General features: G+C 62.3%; 15 protein-coding genes. 6 read left to right on the forward strand and 9 right to left on the reverse strand.

All coding sequences use genetic code 11. The annotated features are described in order from the left end of the window. Nucleotides 1–154 precede the first annotated feature (154 nt). Nucleotides 155–1435, forward strand: a complete 1281-nt coding sequence (locus tag AB8B02_RS00995; protein WP_439062869.1) for a glycerate kinase type-2 family protein — start codon at nucleotides 155–157, stop codon at nucleotides 1433–1435. 141 nt (nucleotides 1436–1576) lie between these two features. Here the strand turns inward: AB8B02_RS00995 and AB8B02_RS01000 are convergent, their stop codons facing one another. Further along, the gene (locus AB8B02_RS01000; RefSeq protein ID WP_120291784.1) at nucleotides 1577–2083 is read right to left on the reverse strand and encodes a MarR family winged helix-turn-helix transcriptional regulator; all 507 of its coding nucleotides are present in this window, start codon (nucleotides 2081–2083) and stop codon (nucleotides 1577–1579) included. Between the two features lie 185 nt (nucleotides 2084–2268). Here AB8B02_RS01000 and AB8B02_RS01005 point away from each other — a divergent pair, with 185 nt between their 5' ends. Genes AB8B02_RS01005 through AB8B02_RS01015 form a run of 3 tightly spaced genes read left to right on the forward strand, consistent with a single transcriptional unit; the run spans nucleotide 2269 to nucleotide 5818 of the window. Next, nucleotides 2269–3309 carry a branched-chain amino acid ABC transporter permease gene (locus tag AB8B02_RS01005; protein ID WP_175368285.1) on the forward strand — a complete coding sequence of 347 codons (1041 nt, stop codon included), beginning with the start codon at nucleotides 2269–2271 and terminating at the stop codon, nucleotides 3307–3309. Between the two features lie 5 nt (nucleotides 3310–3314). Further along, nucleotides 3315–5090, forward strand: a complete 1776-nt coding sequence (locus AB8B02_RS01010; protein ID WP_439062870.1) for a branched-chain amino acid ABC transporter ATP-binding protein/permease — start codon at nucleotides 3315–3317, stop codon at nucleotides 5088–5090. Beyond that, nucleotides 5087–5818 (forward strand): ABC transporter ATP-binding protein, encoded by a 732-nt coding sequence (locus AB8B02_RS01015; RefSeq protein ID WP_439062871.1) that lies wholly within the window; start codon nucleotides 5087–5089, stop codon nucleotides 5816–5818. The genes AB8B02_RS01010 and AB8B02_RS01015 overlap by 4 nt, the downstream gene beginning before the upstream one ends. 18 nt (nucleotides 5819–5836) lie before the next feature. Here AB8B02_RS01015 and AB8B02_RS01020 read toward each other — a convergent pair whose 3' ends face one another. Continuing rightward, the gene (locus AB8B02_RS01020) at nucleotides 5837–6592 is read right to left on the reverse strand and encodes a TetR/AcrR family transcriptional regulator (RefSeq protein ID WP_439062872.1); all 756 of its coding nucleotides are present in this window, start codon (nucleotides 6590–6592) and stop codon (nucleotides 5837–5839) included. A 178-nt stretch (nucleotides 6593–6770) separates the two neighbouring features. Between AB8B02_RS01020 and AB8B02_RS01025 the strand changes: the two genes are divergently transcribed. Then, the gene (locus AB8B02_RS01025) at nucleotides 6771–7847 is read left to right on the forward strand and encodes an aromatic ring-hydroxylating dioxygenase subunit alpha (protein WP_439062873.1); all 1077 of its coding nucleotides are present in this window, start codon (nucleotides 6771–6773) and stop codon (nucleotides 7845–7847) included. A 64-nt stretch (nucleotides 7848–7911) separates the two neighbouring features. Beyond that, entirely contained in the window at nucleotides 7912–9111 is a 1200-nt protein-coding gene (locus AB8B02_RS01030) for an ABC transporter substrate-binding protein (RefSeq protein WP_439062874.1), read from the forward strand. Nucleotides 9112–9181: 70 nt separating this feature from the next. Here the strand turns inward: AB8B02_RS01030 and AB8B02_RS01035 are convergent, their stop codons facing one another. The 7 genes from AB8B02_RS01035 to AB8B02_RS01065 all read right to left on the reverse strand — a co-directional run bounded on the left by AB8B02_RS01035 (nucleotide 9182) and on the right by AB8B02_RS01065 (nucleotide 17091). Continuing rightward, entirely contained in the window at nucleotides 9182–10330 is a 1149-nt protein-coding gene (locus tag AB8B02_RS01035; RefSeq protein WP_439062875.1) for an ABC transporter substrate-binding protein, read from the reverse strand. Between the two features lie 192 nt (nucleotides 10331–10522). Beyond that, nucleotides 10523–11671 (reverse strand): ABC transporter substrate-binding protein, encoded by a 1149-nt coding sequence (locus tag AB8B02_RS01040; RefSeq protein WP_093756840.1) that lies wholly within the window; start codon nucleotides 11669–11671, stop codon nucleotides 10523–10525. A 129-nt stretch (nucleotides 11672–11800) separates the two neighbouring features. Continuing rightward, nucleotides 11801–12562, reverse strand: a complete 762-nt coding sequence (locus AB8B02_RS01045; protein WP_439062876.1) for an SDR family NAD(P)-dependent oxidoreductase — start codon at nucleotides 12560–12562, stop codon at nucleotides 11801–11803. 48 nt (nucleotides 12563–12610) lie between these two features. After that, entirely contained in the window at nucleotides 12611–14494 is a 1884-nt protein-coding gene (locus AB8B02_RS01050; RefSeq protein WP_439062877.1) for a feruloyl-CoA synthase, read from the reverse strand. A 63-nt stretch (nucleotides 14495–14557) separates the two neighbouring features. Then, nucleotides 14558–15349, reverse strand: a complete 792-nt coding sequence (locus tag AB8B02_RS01055; protein WP_439062878.1) for a crotonase/enoyl-CoA hydratase family protein — start codon at nucleotides 15347–15349, stop codon at nucleotides 14558–14560. 164 nt (nucleotides 15350–15513) lie between these two features. Then, nucleotides 15514–16446 carry a cyclase family protein gene (locus AB8B02_RS01060; protein WP_231079693.1) on the reverse strand — a complete coding sequence of 311 codons (933 nt, stop codon included), beginning with the start codon at nucleotides 16444–16446 and terminating at the stop codon, nucleotides 15514–15516. Between the two features lie 180 nt (nucleotides 16447–16626). Continuing rightward, nucleotides 16627–17091: a DUF3237 domain-containing protein gene (locus tag AB8B02_RS01065; protein WP_439062879.1), complete on the reverse strand. Its 465-nt coding sequence runs from the start codon at nucleotides 17089–17091 to the stop codon at nucleotides 16627–16629.

A 17091-nucleotide genomic window follows, 5' to 3' on the forward strand; every position in this document is an offset into this window, starting at 1 on the left:
AGAGGGCTCCTTGCTTCTTAAGCGAAGCCCCCCTCTCCCGTCTCGAACCGCTCCGCGGTTCGATCCACCCTCTCCCACCAGTCGCGACTGCGCCGCGTCCGGGGGCGAGGGGAAGCGCTTGCCGTCCCTGCCGTAGAGCGGCATAACCCCGAGCATGACCGACAAACGCCCCCTGCTCCGCGCAATTTTCGATGCCGCAGTTGCTGCGGCCCATCCCGATGTCATCCTCAGCGCCCACCTGCCGGCGCCGCCGAAAGGCCGCATCATCTGCCTCGCCGCCGGCAAGGGCGCCGCGGCCATGGCCGCTGCCGCAGAGGCGCATTATCTCGACACGCTGAAGCTCGATCCCGCGCGCCTCACCGGCATCGCCACCACGCGCCATGGCCATGGGGTGCCGACACGGCGCATTCGTGTGGTCGAGGCCGGCCATCCCGTGCCCGATGAAGCAGGCCTCAAGGGTGCCGATGACAGCCTCAAGCTCGCGGCGGAAGCCACTGCCGACGACCTGCTGCTGGTGCTGATTTCCGGCGGCGGCTCCGCCAACTGGACCGCGCCAGTGGCGGGCATCACCTTCCAGCAGAAGCAGCAGCTCAACCGCGCGCTACTTCGCTCCGGTGCGGTGATCGGCGAGATCAACACCGTGCGCAAACATCTGTCGCGTATCAAGGGCGGCCGCCTTGCCCGCGCTGGGCAGAAGGCCGAGATCGTATCGCTGGCGATTTCCGACGTGCCGCATGACGATCCCGCCGTGATCGCATCGGGACCGACGGTGCCGGATACAACAACGCTGGCCGATGCCCGTGCCATCATCGCGAAATTCAATCTCGCCATCGATGACGCCGTACGGGCGGCGCTCAGCGATGAGGCCAATGAAAGCGTGAAGCCGGATGACGCGGCATTCGCGCGCGCACGGTTCGAGCTGATCGCACGACCGCGCGAGTCACTCGATGCCGCAATCAAGGTGGCCAGTGATGCCGGCTATGAGATTGTCGATCTCGGCGCCGATCTCGAAGGCGAAGCGCGCGAGGTTGCCGCCGAGCATGCGAAGCTGGCGCTTAAGGCCAAGGCCGACGGCAAGAAGCTCGCGATCCTCTCCGGCGGCGAACTCACTGTGACCGTCACGGGCAACGGCCGCGGCGGCCCGAACCAGGAATACGCGCTGGCGCTGGTCGATGCTTTCAAGGATACCACCGGCATCGTCGCGCTCGCCGGTGACACCGACGGCGCCGATGGCGGCGCCGGCAGCGCCAGCGATCCCGCCGGCGCGGTCATCGATGCACGTACGTTCGAGGCCATGCGTGCGCAGAAGCTGGACGCGAAGGCGGCGCTGGCAAATAACGATGCGACGACGTTCTTCACCGCGACAGGCGATCTGCTGCAGACCGGGCCGACGCTGACCAATGTGAATGATGTCAGGGTAATTTTAGTGGATTGAGACTATCTCGTCATTCCGGGCCGCGAGCGCCACTTGGCGGTCGCGAACCCGGAATCCCGATATGAGTGTCACATGTCGAGGTTCCGGGCTCGGTCCCGTCGCCTGCGGCGCCGGTCCCGCCCCGGAATGACGGGTGTTTGGCTAAAAGTCCCTAGCAATCTTCGCCATCATCCCGAGCAGCGCCTTGTGCTCGGCCGGCCCCAGCACCTCGATCAGCCGCGCTTCATGCCGCGTCGCCACCAGCTTCTTGGCGCGGGCCAGCGTGGCACGCCCCTTGTCGGTGAGCATCAGCACATGGGAGCGGCGATCGCTCGGCGAGCGCATCCGCGTCAGCAAGTCGCGACTCTCCAGAGCGTCGAGCAGCGAAACGAAATTCGGACGGAGAATGCCGAGCGTATTGGCGATTTCGGTCTGGTTGCGGCCCGGGTTCTTGTCCAGCAGCAGCAGCACTGAGAATTGCGCCGGCGTCAGCTGCAACGGCGCCATGCAGCGCAGGAAGTCTTCAAACACCTTCAACTGCGCACGTTTCAGCGAATAGCCTAGCAGTTCGGACAGTTCGCCGAGCTGCAGCGCACCGCCCTCCTCGTCGAACCCGACGGGCGCGACCTGCTTGGCTTGATCCTGAGACGTCATCTTTGAAACAGTCATCGCTCGCTTTCCGCGATACCCGGCGGCTTGAATGAAACACCCGGTCGACGTGCGACAGGCCTTGAGATTATGTTCAATAATCGTTATAAAGTATATCAAATAGACGGCGGGTTTCAACCGCCATTGTTGATCGTCCCGCGCCTGTGGTATCCGGCGCGCCAGACAGTGTGGGGGAGCGCGCGGCTTTGAATACGACGATTTTGCTGTTCCTTTTGCAGGACGGCATCACCAATGGCGCGATCTACGCGCTGCTCGGGCTGGCCCTGGTGCTGGTCTTTGCGGTTACACGCATCATCCTGATCCCCCAGGGCGAATTCATCACTTTTGGTGCGCTGACCTATGCCAGCCTCTCGGCCGGCCAGATGCCGGGCACCATCAAGCTCGCCGTCGCCATGGGCGTCGTGGCCTTTGCCTTCGATCTCTTCACCTTCCGCAAGGCGCTCCATGCCAGGCGCGTACTGCGCTCGATTGCGGTCAACATCGTGTTCCCGCTGGCGATCTGGGGCGTGATGTGGGCGCTGGGTGGACGGCCGGGGAATATCGCCCTCAACATCGCCCTGTCGCTGCTGATCGTTGCCGCCATCGGCCTTTATCTCTATCGCATCGCGTTCCAGCCGATCGCCCACACATCGGTTCTGGTGCTACTGATTGCGTCGGTGGGCTGCCACCTGGCGCTGCAGGGCTTCGGCCTCGTCTTCTTCGGCGCCGAAGGCCAGCGCGGCCCAGCGATCTCCTCCGACGCTATCACCATCGGCGCACTGCGCTTCACCGGCCAGAGCATCGCCGTCTATGGCATCACCATCGCGCTGATCGTCGGGTTGTGGCTGTTCTTCGGCTACACGCTTTATGGCAAAGCGCTGCGCGCCACGGCGGTAAACCGCCTCGGTGCTCGCCTCGCCGGCATCCGCACCTCACTGTCGGGTCAGATCGCATTCCTGCTGGCCTCGGTCATCGGCGCCATCTCGGGCATCCTGATCGTCCCGATCACCACGCTCTATTACGACACCGGCTTCCTGATCGGCCTGAAGGGCTTCGTCGCCGCGATCATCGGCGGCCTCGTCAGCTATCCGCTCACCGCCGCGGCCGCGATCCTGGTCGGCTGCGTCGAGGCATTCTCGTCCTTCTATGCGAGCAACTACAAAGAGGTCATCGTCTTCACGCTGATCCTTCCGGTTCTGGTGCTGCGCTCGCTCGCCGCACCTGAAGTCGAAGAAGAGAAGGATTAAGCGCCATGGAACAGCGTCTCCTTCCCATTCTCGTTTTCGCGCTGGTGATGGCTGCGATCCCCTTCGTGCCGGGCGTGCCGCCATTCTGGATCGTGCTGCTCGACAATATCGGCCTCGCCGCGCTCGTCGCCATGGGCCTCGTGCTGCTCACCGGCGTCGGCGGCCTGACCTCATTCGGCCAGGCGGCGTTCTGCGGTTTCGGCGCTTATACGACGGCCTATCTCACCACCGCCTATGGAATGTCGCCGTGGCTGACGCTGCCGATGTCACTGATCGTCTCGGGCCTCGCCGCGGTGCTGCTCGGCATCATCACCATGCGTCTGTCGGGCCACTATCTCCCGCTCGGCACCATCGCCTGGGGCATCAGCCTGTTCTATCTGTTCAGCAAGCTGGAATTCCTCGGCCGTAACGATGGCATTTCGGGCATCCCGCCACTGTCGATCGGCACGTGGAAGATGCTGGATCCCGGCTCGATCTATTTCCCGATCTGGATCGCGGTCATCATCTGCGCGCTGTTGTCCATGAACCTTCTGGACTCGCGGACCGGCCGCGCCATCCGCGCGCTGCGTCGTGGCCATATCGCAGCCGAAGCATTCGGCGTGCAGACGGCGCGCGCGAAGCTCCTGGTCTTCATTTACGCAGCAGTACTCGCCGGCCTGTCCGGCTGGCTCTATGCGCATTTCCAGCGCGCTGCGAATCCGACGCCGTTCGGACCGCATCTCGGTATCGAATATCTGTTCATCGCGGTGGTCGGCGGCGCCGGCTATGTCTGGGGCGGTGTGCTCGGCGCCGCCGTGGTCGTGATCCTCAAGGAAGTCCTGCAGAGCTATCTGCCGCTGATCTTCGGCGGCGGCGGTGGCCAGCTCGAAACGATCGTGTTCGGCATCCTGCTCGTGGCGCTGCTGCAGCTCGCACCCACCGGCATGTGGCCGTGGCTGACCGCGTGGCTGCCGTCTGGCGACAGCCGCAAGCGCCCCGTGCCAGCCGATGCACTGCCCGCCCGCAACGACCACCGTCCGGACACCGGCGTCTTGCTGCAGGTCGACAAGGCGCGCAAGCAGTTCGGCGGCGTCGTCGCCGTCAACGACGTGTCGTTCAATGTGCAAGCGCGCGAGATCGTCGCTTTGATCGGCCCCAACGGCGCCGGCAAGAGCACGACCTTCAACCTCATCACCGGCGTACTGGCCGCGACCGCCGGCAAGGTCACGGTACTCGGCAAGAGTGTGTCCGGAGCGCCGCCGCAGGAGATCGTCAAGCTCGGCATTGCCCGCACCTTCCAGCATGTGAAGCTGGTGCCCGACATGACCGTGCTGGAAAACGTCGCCCTCGGTGCGCATCTGCGCGGACGTTCGGGCGCCATCGCCAGCATGCTGAGGCTTGACCGCGCCGACGAAGCGAAGCTGCTCGCGGAAGCTGCCAAGCAGATCGAACGTGTCGGTCTCGGCGACCAGATGAACCAGCTCGCAGGATCCTTGTCGCTCGGCCAGCAGCGCATCGTCGAGATCGCCCGCGCACTCTGCGTCGATCCGATGCTGCTGCTGCTCGACGAGCCTGCCGCCGGCCTGCGCCACATGGAAAAGCAACAGCTCGCGACGCTGCTGCGCCAGCTCCGCGACGGCGGCATGTCGGTGCTGTTGGTCGAACACGATATGGGCTTCGTCATGAATCTCGCCAATCGCATCGTAGTGCTCGATTTCGGCACCAAGATCGCCGAGGGCACGCCTGCCGACATCAAGACCAATCCCGACGTCATCAAGGCCTATCTGGGAGCGGTCGCATGAGCGCATTGCTGCAAGTCACCGATGCGCATGTCGCCTATGGCAAGGTCGAGGCCGTGCGTGCGGTCAATCTCGAGGTTCGCGCCGACGAGATCGTCACGATCATTGGCGCCAACGGCGCCGGCAAAACCACGCTGCTCAATGCGGTGATGGGTATCCTGCCGCTGAAAGGCGGCGTGACATTCGCCGGACAGGACGTCTCCAAGATCGACATCGAAGACCGCGTCGCTGCCGGCCTCAGCCTCGTGCCCGAACATCGCGAATTGTTCGCCACGATGAATGTGGAAGACAACCTGCTGCTCGGCGCCTTCCGTATCGACAAGGCCACTGCCGCGCGATCTTTCGAGCACGTCTACACCCTGTTCCCGCGCCTCAAGGAACGCCGCAAGCAGCTCGCTGGCACACTCTCGGGCGGCGAACAGCAGATGCTGGCCATGGGCCGTGCGCTGATGGGTGCACCGAAACTCCTAATGCTCGACGAACCAAGCCTCGGCCTCGCCCCGATTATCGTTGCCGACATCTTCCGCATCGTCAGTGAACTCAGAGCGGCCGGCGTCTCGGTGCTGCTGGTCGAGCAGAATGCGCAGGCGGCACTGAAGATCGCTGACCGCGCTTATGTGATGGAGCTCGGCGAGTTCATCCTGGATGGCGCCGCCAGCGACATCGCCAGCAACCAACGCGTAGTAGCGAGCTATCTGGGTTTCCAGCACGAAGGCGAGAGCGCGATCTAGTCGGGATGCGCGCGCCTTCTAGCGTGCGACGGACCGCTCTAGCATCTTCCAGACCCAGTCCTGCCAGCGCGAGAGCTCGCCCGCGTCCATCAGGTCGCGGCCGAGAAACGCCGTCAGCGTCCAGCGATTAGAGACGTAGAAATAATTCAGCGACATGATCGCGATGTAGAGCTGCAGCGGCTCGACATCGGCGCGGAACACACGCTGGGAGATACCGCGGCTGACGATCTTCTCGACCATTTCCAGTGCCGGCGATGAAAGCCGCTTAAGGCTCTTGGCTTTCGAGACGTGCCGGCCGCGATGCAGGTTCTCGTTGTTGAGTACCGTGATCATCTCGGGATGTTCGATATAGTGTCGCATGGTGAAAACCGCGAGCCGGCGTAGCGCATCCATCGGATCAGTCAGATCGAGCGCCAGTTCGCGCTCCGCATCCGTCATGTTGACGTACAGTGTTTCCAGCACCGCGATATACAGCTTCTCCTTGCTGCCGAAGTAGTAATAGATCATCCGGTCGTTGGATTTCGCCAGCTTCGAGATCGACGCGATGCGCGCCCCACTGAGTCCGCGTTCGGCGAAAATCCGGATCGCGGCGTCCAGGATATTCTTGCGAATGATCCCGCCATCAACGAGTTTCGGCCGCCCCCGTGGCGCGAGTTTGGGCACGGCTGCCTTGCGCCCTGGCATCCCATCGTCCAGCTGACTGACTGACCGGGCCGTCGTCGTTGGTGCGCCGCGCGTGGCGGTTCGCGCGGCCACGGCGCGTTTTTCAGCCATTTAAAGCGATTCCCTTGCTCTCATCGGCACATTCTATGCGCCGCCGCAACGGCTGCCACAAGCCTGCGCAGCTTCGAATAAATCTTAAGCTGGACGTCTGATTTAGATCGGATCTATATTCGTTAAGTGCTTACTTCAATAAATCGGACAACGTTCTTCCCTTACCGGAGTAATGGCGATGATCGAACGAGACCAGCAGCAGCCAGCCTCCTATGTCCGCGACACCTGGTATCCCGCGACATGGTCGCGCGACGTCACCGACAAGCCGGTGCAGCGACGTATCCTCGGTGAACTCGTCGCGCTGTACCGCGGCGAAGACGGCAATATCCACGCATTGGAAGACGCCTGCCCGCATCGACTGGCGCCGCTGTCGATGGGGCGGATCAGGGGCTCCATGCTGGAGTGCGGCTATCATGGCCTCACCTTTGATGGCACGACCGGCCGCTGCGTGCGTATCCCTGGCCAGCACAACATCCCCGCTAACGCTCAGGTGCGTAGCTTCCCTGTCTTCGAGAAAATGGGCCTGATCTGGATCTGGATGGGCGATGCGACGCTGGCAGATCCCGCAACAATCTATGACCTGCCACAGTTTACCGACTCTGAATGGAGTGCGGTGGAAGGCGATGCACTGCACATCAGCTGCAACTATCTCAATCTCGCCGACAATCTGTGCGACCCTGCCCATGTCAGCTTCGTGCACCTCTCGACGCTGGGTAATTCAGCCGGCGAGGAAGTGCCGGTCGAAACCGAGAAGCGCGGCGACGATTATCTCGTCACCTGGCGCTGGATCATCGATGCACCGGCCATCCCGCTGTTCCAGAAATTCGGCAGCTTCACCGGCCATGTCGATCGCTGGCATTATTACCACTATCACGCGCCAAGCATCGCGGTGATCGACTTCGGCAGTGCCGCCACCGGCACGGGCGCGCCCGAAGGCAAGCGCGACGACTGCATCCAGATCTTCGCATGCCACTTCATCACGCCAGTCGATGAGAACAACTGTATCGACCACTGGCTACACGTGAAAAACTTCAAGGCCGACGACGACGCCAACAAGCGTCTGTCGGACCAATTCCGCATCGCCTTCCAGGAGGACAAGGACATCCTCGAAGCGATCCACCAGAACGAGCGCGAACCGCGTACGCGGCGCCCGCTACGGATCGCCATCGATGGCGCACCGATCCGCATGCGTCAAATGGTCGAGCGCATGATCGAAGCCGAGCGCAAGGATGTTGCGATAGCCGCCATCGCCTGAATCGACGCCGTGCCGCGCGGCGGATACCCGCCCCACTCTTCCAGATCAACACAAGGAGACAGAAATGGCCTTTCGGGTAAAAACGTTACTGACGCTCCTGTTGCTGGGATCAGCATCCACGGCTGCGCAGGCAGGCGATACGATCAAGATCGGCGATCTCAACAGCTACAAGGCAATGGTCGCCAATACGCAGCCCTATCGCAATGGCCTCGACCTTGCGATCGCAGAAGCCAATGCTGCGGGCGGCGTAATCGGCAAGAGGCTCGAAATGGTCTATCGCGACGACGGCGCCAATCCCAATGAAGCCGTGCGGGCGGCCGACGAACTGATCTTGCGTGAGAATGTTGATATCCTGACCGGCACCATCCTCAGCCATGTCGGCCTTGCCGTTGCCGACTTCGCCAAGCAGCGCAAGATGTTCTTCCTTGCCTCGGCGCCGCTCACCGACAAGCTGATCTGGGAAAATGGCAACCGCTATACTTACCGGCTGCGGCCCTCGACCTACACGCACGCCGCCGCGCTGGTTCCCGACGCGGTGAAGCTCAAGAAGAAGCGCTGGGCAATGGTCTATCCCAACTACGAATACGGCCAGTCTGCCGTCGCGACCTTCAAGACCCTGCTGAAACAACAGCAGCCCGGCGTTGAATTCGTCGCCGATCTGGCGCCGCCGCTCGGCAAGATCGAAGCCGGTGCAGTTGCGCAGGCGCTCGACGATGCCAAGCCTGATGCGATATTCAACGTGCTGTTCGGGCCAGATCTCGCCAAGTTCGTCCGCGAAGGCAACACCCGCGGCGTGTTCGAGAAGCGGGACGTCGTCAGCCTGCTGACCGGCGAACCTGAATATCTCGATCCACTGAAAGACGACGCTCCCAAGAACTGGATCGTCACAGGTTATCCCTGGTACCTGATCAAAACGCCCGCACATGAGATCTTCGTGAAAGACTACCAGGCCAAGTACAAGGACTATCCGCGAATGGCGTCGCTGGTCGGCTATGTGACCGGCAAGGCGCTGGCTGCAGGCATCGTGAAAGCCGGGTCCACAGAGTCCGAGAAGCTGGTCACGGCATTCGCCGACCTGACATTCGACAGCCCCGCCGGACCGATCGCCTTCCGCGGCATCGATCATCAGGCGACGCTCGGCCTCTATGTCGGACACACCGGGGTCAAGGACGGCAAGGGCGTGATGACCGACATGGTCTACAAGGATGGTGCAGCATTCCAGCCATCCGATGCAGACGTACGAAAATGGCGTCCGCTGGACTGACAGCTCGTTACGCACCACCAAAAGCCGGCTGCCTCGCGACAGCCGGCCTTTGTTTGAACTGTGCTCCGGTTTACTTCGCCGGAACGTACTTCCCGTCCTTGACCGTCAGCAGGATCCGCGAGCGATCATCGACGCCGTTGCGGTCCTTTTCGGTGTAGTTGTAGACGCCCTGCGTCGCGGCGATTTCCTTCTCGCTCATCAGCGCCTGGCGGATGGCCTCGCGGAATTCCGGGGTGCCGGGCTTAGCGGTCTTCAACGCCACGGGCACGACGCGCTTCAGCACTTCGAACACGTCATAGGCGTGACCGGCGAACTGGCTGCGGCTGTTGGCGCCGTATTTGGCTTCATAGGCTGCGTTGAGTTCAAGGCCGGGCTTCTTGGTCAGCGCCGAGTCCGGCTGGCCTTCCGGATACATCACGGGACCCGCAGCCATCAGCACGTTTTCGGCAGATTTTCCGGCGATGCGGATGAAGTCTGATGAGGCGGCGCCATGGGTCTGATAGATCAGGCCCTTGTAGCCGCGGTCACGCAGTTCGGACTGCGGCATGCCGGCACCGGTGCCGGCGGCGCCGATCAGGATGGCATCGGGATTAGCTGCAATCAGCTTCAGCGCCTGGCCGGTGATCGACGTATCCGGACGCGCGAAGCGCTCATCATCGACGATGGACATACCCATCGCTGATGTCTGCGCCTTGAGGTCGTTGAACCACAGGTCGCCATAGCTGTCCGAATAGCCGACATAGCCGATGGTCTTCACGCCGTGGACCTTCATGTGGTCGTACATGACCTTGCCGACGATCTCGACTGGCTGCGGCATGTCCACCGACCACTTCACACGCGCTGGCGTAAACGGCATCGGCGACAGGCTGAAATGCGGCACACCGGCTTCGTTGGCGACCGCCGACATGGCGACCGAGGACGGTACGATCGACGAGCCGACCATGATGTCGGCCTTGGATTCCGACACGAACCGGCGCGCGTTGGTGGTGGCGATGGACGGATCGCCGCCGTCGTCGAGCACAATCAGCTTCAACGGCACGCCGCCGATGTCCTTGGGCACGAATTCCAGCGCGTTGCGCTCGGGCACGCCCAGCGCGGCCGCGGGGCCCGTGGTGGAAATGCTGATGCCGACGGTGATCTCTGCGGTCTGGGTTTCGGCGGAGGTGGCAATCGCCAGCGAGACGGCAACAGCCGCGATCGCCAGATGAAGCTTAGACATGTCTTATCTTTCTCGTGTGGAAGCGGAGAGCGCCGAAAGCGGCAGCGATACCGGCAGACGTGGCGCTGGTTGTGGCCGCGCGAAGGCTCGCGCACAGCAAAAAGCCGACCCTCTGGCGAGGGCCGGCCTTGTTATCGAAAAATGCCGGCGAAGCAAAGACGCTTCGCGCCACTGCCCTCCGTCAGATCTGCATTACTGGGCGAGAACGTATTTGCCGTCTTTCACCGTCAGCAGGATGCGCGAACGCTCATCCAGACCATACCGATCCTTTTCCGTGAAGTTGTAGACGCCCTGGGTGGCGGCAATCTCACGCTCGGTGAGCAGCGCCTGCCGGATCGCCTCGCGGAACTCCGGAGTGCCAGGCTTGGCGGTCTTCAGCGCCGTCGGGATCACTCGCTTCAGCACCTCGAAGGCGTCATAGGAGTGGCCGGCGAACTGGCTGCGGCTGTTCGGGCCGTATTTGGCCTCATAGGCGGTGTTGAGCGTCATGCCGGGCTTCTTGGTCAGGGCCGTATCGGCCTGGCCTTCCGGATACATCACGGGGCCGGAGGCCATCAGCACGCCTTCGGCGGCCTTGCCGGCGATACGGATGAAGTCCATCGAGGCGGCGCCGTGGGTCTGGTAGATCAGGCCCTTGTAGCCCTTGTCGCGCAATTCGGTCTGCGGCAGCGCGGCCGCGGTGCCGGAGGCGCCGACCAGGATCGCGTCAGGATTGGCAGCAAGCAGTTTCAGTACCTGACCGGTGACCGACGTATCCGGACGGGCAAAACGCTCTTCCGCCGCGATGTTGATGCCCATCGGCACCGCCTGGGTCTTGAGATCGTTGAACCACAGATCGCCGTAGCTATCGGAATAGCCGATATAGCCGATGGTCTTGATGCCCTTGGACTTCATGTGGTCGTACATCACCTTGCCGACGATTGGCACGGGCTGGGGCATGGCCACCGACCACTTGGCGCGTTCCGGCGTGATCGGCAGCGGCGACAGGGCGAAATGCGGGATGCCAGCTTCGTTGGCCACGTTGGACACCGCAATGCTGGTTGGCGTCACCGCCGAACCCATGATGATGTCGGCCTTGGATTCGGTCATGAAACGGCGGGCATTGGTGGTCGCGGTGGTCGGATCGCCGCCATCGTCGAGCACGATGATCTTGAGCGGCACGCCGCCGATTTCCTTCGGCACGAATTCCAGCGCGTTGCGTTCGGGAATGCCCAGCGCCGCCGCGGGGCCCGTGGTTGACGTGGTGATGCCGATAGTGATGTCGGAGGTTTGGGCAAAAGCCGGTGCAGCGAGTGCCAGCGATGCGGCAACAGCCGCGATCGCCAAGTGATGCTTGGTCATGGGTCTCTCCCTCAGAGTCATTTTTTATGGCTTCAGCTAAATCAAAGTTCGGCTGGCTTATCAGCCCCTTCTTTAGGTCAGTGCGCCCGTACCGGTAAAGGGCTGGCGCACTGATGCTTTGCCGCAGGCTTAACGTGGCGCCATGCGCAGCGAGGCGTCGAGCCGGACCACCTCGCCGTTCAGATACGGATTGTCGATCATGTGCAGTGCGAGAGACGCGAATTCGTCGGCATGGCCGAGCCGGCGTGGGAATGGGATCGCTGCGGCGAGACTGTCCTGTGCCTCCTGCGGCAGGCCCGCCAAAAGCGGCGTCATGAACAGGCCCGGCGCGATGGTCAGCACGCGGATGCCGAACTGGGCCATCTCGCGGGCAATGGGCAGCGTCATGCCGACGATGCCGCCCTTGGACGCCGAATAGGCGGACTGGCCGATCTGGCCGTCATAGGCCGCCACCGAGGCTGTCGAGATCACCACGCCGCGCTCGCCGGTCTCCAGCGGCTCCAGCTTGGACATCGGGTCCGTTGCCAGGCGGATCATATTGAACGAGCCAATCAGGTTGACGCGAATGACCTTGTCGAAATCGCCGAGCGCCATCGGACCATCGCGGCCGATCACGCGCTTGGCGACGCCGATGCCAGCGCAGTTCACCAGCACACGCGCCGGGCCGTGCGCATTGGCGGCGGCGGCGACCGCGGCTTCGGCGGAGGCGGCGTCGGACACGTCGCAGGAAATGGCAACACCGCCGATTTCCTTGGCGACGGCTTCGGCGAGGGCGATGTTGAGATCGAGCAGCGCGACTTTCGCGCCCTGCGCGGCGAGCCCGCGGGCGGTCGCAGCGCCGAGACCGGAAGCGCCACCCGTGACGATAGCGGCCTGGTTCTTCAATTGCATGATGTCCTCCCCTGTTCGATTTCTCTGCCGTTCATTGGCGGCCTTCAACTAGATCGCGATCACTTTCGCGACTTCCGGATTCCCATAGATATCGTCGATCAACCTGGCGCGATGCTCCAGCACCGCGCGCTGATTGACCGAGCCCTTGTCCGTGACCTCGCCGCGATCGATGGACAGTGGTGTGTCGAGCAGCACCGCCTTGGCAATCCGCGTGGAGGACCCCGTCGCGCCAGCCATGAAACGTGCGAGGCGCTCACGGAACGCGTCGCGGACGATCGGATCATTGGCTGCCGCAGCGAGGTCGCCCGCAGGAAGATCGGGATTGATCACACGACAGCCATCGAGATCGAGAATAACGAGAGCTGCGAGTTCGTCGCGGTTGATGCCCGCAATCACCACGTCGCGCACCAGCGGCGCGCAGGTGCCGACGAAGCGCGCGCGCAGCGGGCCGACGCTGACCCAGGTGCCGCTGCCGAGCTTGAAATCCTCGGAGATGCGGCCGTCGAAATCAAAACCGGCGGAGAGATCATCGGGATCGACGGCCTTCAGCGCATCGCCGAAGATGTAATAGCCTTCGTCGTCGAACGCCTTCGCGGTCAGTTCCGGCTCGCGCCAATAGCCCGGCGTGATGTTCGGCCCCTTGGCGCGGACTTCCATCTTGCCATTGTTCGGCACCAGCTTAGCGTCATTGCCGGGCACCGGAAGGCCGACATGGCCTGAGCGACTGGTCACCGGGTTGACGCACATGAAGAAAGGGGATGTCTCGGTAGCACCGAGGCCGGTGAGCATGGGCACACGCACACCCGTTGTCTGCACCGACAGCTCATCGAGGCTGTCCCAGACATAGGCCGACAGCGCCGCGCCGGAAAAGAACATTGCGTGCAGCCGCGCGAAGAATTTTTCGCGCAACGCAGCGTCTTCACGCAAATACGGCAACAACGATTCATACCCTTTGGGGACGTTGAAATAGACCGTCGGCGAGATCTCGCGGAGATTACGAATTGTCTGTTCGATACCCGCGGGCGTCGGCTTGCCGTCGTCGAGATACATCGAACCGCCATTGAACAGCGTCAGCCCGATATTATGATTACCGCCAAAGGTGTGATTCCATGGCAGCCAGTCGATGATCACCGGCGGCTCGTCCTTCAGGAAGGCCAGCGTATCGCGCAGCATGATCTGGTTGGCGCACATCATGCGCTGGGTGTTGATCACAGCCTTCGGATTGCCGGTGGAGCCGGAGGTCAGCAAAAACTTCGCGATGGAATCGGGACCGATGGCTGCGTTCGCTGCGTCGAGATTGGCGGCCTCCGGCGTCACGAGCAGATCGGAGAGTTTGGTCACGCGCCGGTCCGGCAGAGCGCCGGTGGAAACGACGACTTCGGTGTTGGCCGGTACATTGAAGTGAATGGCGTTCGTGAACGCATTGGCGTCATCGACGAAGACCAGCCCCGGCGTCAGCAGCTTCATGAGATAGCCGAGCTTGCCGTAATCCTTCGACACCAGCGAATAGGCCGGCGACACCGGCGCGTAGGGAATGCCAGCATAGAGCGCGCCGAAGGCGATCAGTGCATGATCGACCGAATTGCCGGAGAGAATGACGATGGGCTTGTCGGCGGACAGCTCGCGCGACAGCAGCGCCGAGGCGATGTGGCGCGCCGCATCCAGCATCTGCGCGTATGTGATTTCGCGCCAGCCGCCGCCTTCGGCGCGCTCGGCCATGAAGACGCGATCCGGCGCTTCCCTGGCCCAGTGATGCAGATAGTCGGTGACACGGTCCGGATAGTCGCCGATGGCATTGGTCGGACGCAGATAGATGGTGCCGTCATCGCGCCGATCGATGCTGACCGCGGGATCGCCATAGGAAATCGGCCGCAGCGGATGCGCCGTCGTCGCACGCTTTGTCTGATCGATCTTGTCGGCACTTGCAGACATTGGGTCCCGCCCTGTGTATTTCGTCCCGATTTTTTTGTTTTTATTGGTTGTCGTTCTCGCGGATCAGCCGGGCTTCACCTTGCCGGCCTTGCGCTCCAGAAAATCCCTGATGCGATTTTTCGCCTCCTGATCGCTCTGCGCCACCGACGCCATCAGTGCTTCCAGCATCAGCCCGGTCTGCGGACTGGCTTCGGCGATCAGCGGCAAGGCCTGCAGCACGGCGAAATTTGTCAACGGTGCGTTCTGCGCGACGCGCTCGGCAAGCTCTATGGCCTTGGGCAAGGCGCCGCCGGCTTCCGTCAGATACTGGGCGAAGCCGAGCGCCATGCCTTCCTCCGCCTTGTAAACACGGCCGGTGAGCATCATGTCGGCCATCCGGTGCACACCGATCAGGCGCGGCAGACGCATCGAGCCGCCACCACCGACGAAGATACCGCGACTGCCTTCCGGCAGCGCGTAATAGGCCGAGGGATCGGCAACGCGAATATGCGCGGAGCAAGCCAGTTCAAGGCCGCCACCGATGACGGCACCCTGCAGCGCTGCAATCACCGGCACGCGGCAATGCTGGATGATATCGAACACCCGGTGCCACATCCGCGAATGCATCAAGCCGGCTGTCGCGTCGCGATCGGTGAGTTCGGACAGATCGAGACCCGCGGAAAAATGCCCGCCGATGCCGTGGACGACGACGGCACCGATTTCCTCGGGCAGCGACGCGAAGCAACGCTCGATGTCCAGGATCAGTCCATCGTTCAGCGCGTTGCGCTTGGCAGGACGGTTCAGGCCCACGATCAGCACGCGGCCTTGGGTTTCGATCTGGAGCATGGCAGCGGTAGCGGCGACGGCTTGGTTCATGAGCGCGATTAGGTCCTGGCTAGAATAATTATATCTTATAACGAATAGCGCATGAGTCAATCTTGCGGTGCAATAGGCTGATCTCGTCCTGCATAAAGTCAGGTATTCCGGTGCGACAGCGATCCGGTCTCGCCTGATAGACCGGATCGCCTCTCTTACCAGGGCTAGCGGATCGCCACCGGGTTGATCATGCTCTGCACACCGCCCTTGAAGCGGGGCTGACCAAGCACGAACAGGAACTCGTAGCCTTTGTCCTTGGCCAGTTCGGATGTGTCCATGTTTTCGAGGATGTAAGTCCCGTTCATCGCCAGAAGTATCTGGTGGATTTCAAATACATTGCCGGTTTCGAACGGCAGCACCTCGACGCCCCAGGTATCGGCGCCGACCGCGACGACACCCTTGCTGGTTAGATACTTAGCGCCCTCGGCGCCAAGGCCGGGCTCGCCGGCATTGTAGCGTTTATCGTCCTTGCCGAGCAGGCTGAGCCATCCCGTGTGGAACAGCACGACGTCGCCTTGCCTGATCTCAACGCCCTGCGCCTTGGCGACCTCCTCGATTTCCTTGACATTGAAAGCAGTGCCTTCCTTGACCACGTCGGTCTTGTAGTAGGCCGCCATGTCCAGCAGCACGCCACGGGTGACGAGCGGCGGCACCTTGTCGATGCCGAGCTTCTTAAGGCCAGTAGGATCACCAAAGTCTGCAATTTTGTTGCCGTTATAGTAGACGTGATTGACGCCGAGATGGCCGAGCCCGTCCATCTGGCTGCCGACGCCGACCCAGCCGTTGAGCATGTCGTCGTTGTAGGTCGCGTGATTGGGACCGAGCCCGGGGTTGCCGGCCTGACCGGGCTGCACCACGGTGATCTTGAAACCGCGGGGCGGATAGGCCGGCGTGTCCGCGCCCACCGGAATGCCGAGTGCATAGGTCTTGCCGGTCTTCACCAGCTGCGCGGCCGACTTCACCAGATCGGGCTTCATGTAGTTCGCGGCGCCGATCTCATCGTTCGGTCCCCATTTCGATTTGGTCCAGTCCTGCGCCAGCGCAGGCACAGCCATCAGTAGCGAAATCGCAGATCCAAGCACCCAAGCTCTCAGCATCGTCGCCTCCCTGTGTAACGCCGGCTTTTTGCCGGTCGATGGAGATTTAACACCAGAAATTGCGGAGAAAGTAAGCTGCCACCTCCGCCATTGCGAGCGAAGCGAAACAAATCCAGAAAGCCAAGAACTGGATTGCCGCGTCGCTTCGCTCCTCGCAATGACAGCGGAGAGGATGGAGCCCTACAGCACCTGATGCACCGCGAGTTCGACGCGATCGGGATGCCGTGCGCCGACGCCGATGAACAGGTTCTGCATCAGCCACCGATAGCTGGGATGCCCTGTCTCGAATTTCGGCACCGAGCGGAAGTAGATCAGCGCGGGATCGACCGCCTCGCCCCGAGCGATGCGGTCGAGTGCTTCTTTCGGCCCGAAGCGGACACCGATATTCTCAATATAGACCACGGCGCCGTCATCGAGTTCGAACGTATATTTCGCTTCCAGCTCGGTGAAGCCATCCGGACGGATAATCTGAAAATCGGCGCCGCCCGAATGGATCGTACCCTTGATGCCCTCGCCCTGCACAGTGCCGTCAAGGACCGGAATGACGCGACGGATGCCATATCCGAGATCACCGGCCACGATCGGCGTGCCAACCTTGATCGACAGGCTGAAGACATATTTCGTCGCAAGCTGCGGTGTGGTCAC

It is taken from the genome of Tardiphaga sp. 862_B3_N4_1 (assembly GCF_051811085.1).
GTDB lineage: Bacteria > Pseudomonadota > Alphaproteobacteria > Rhizobiales > Xanthobacteraceae > Tardiphaga > Tardiphaga robiniae.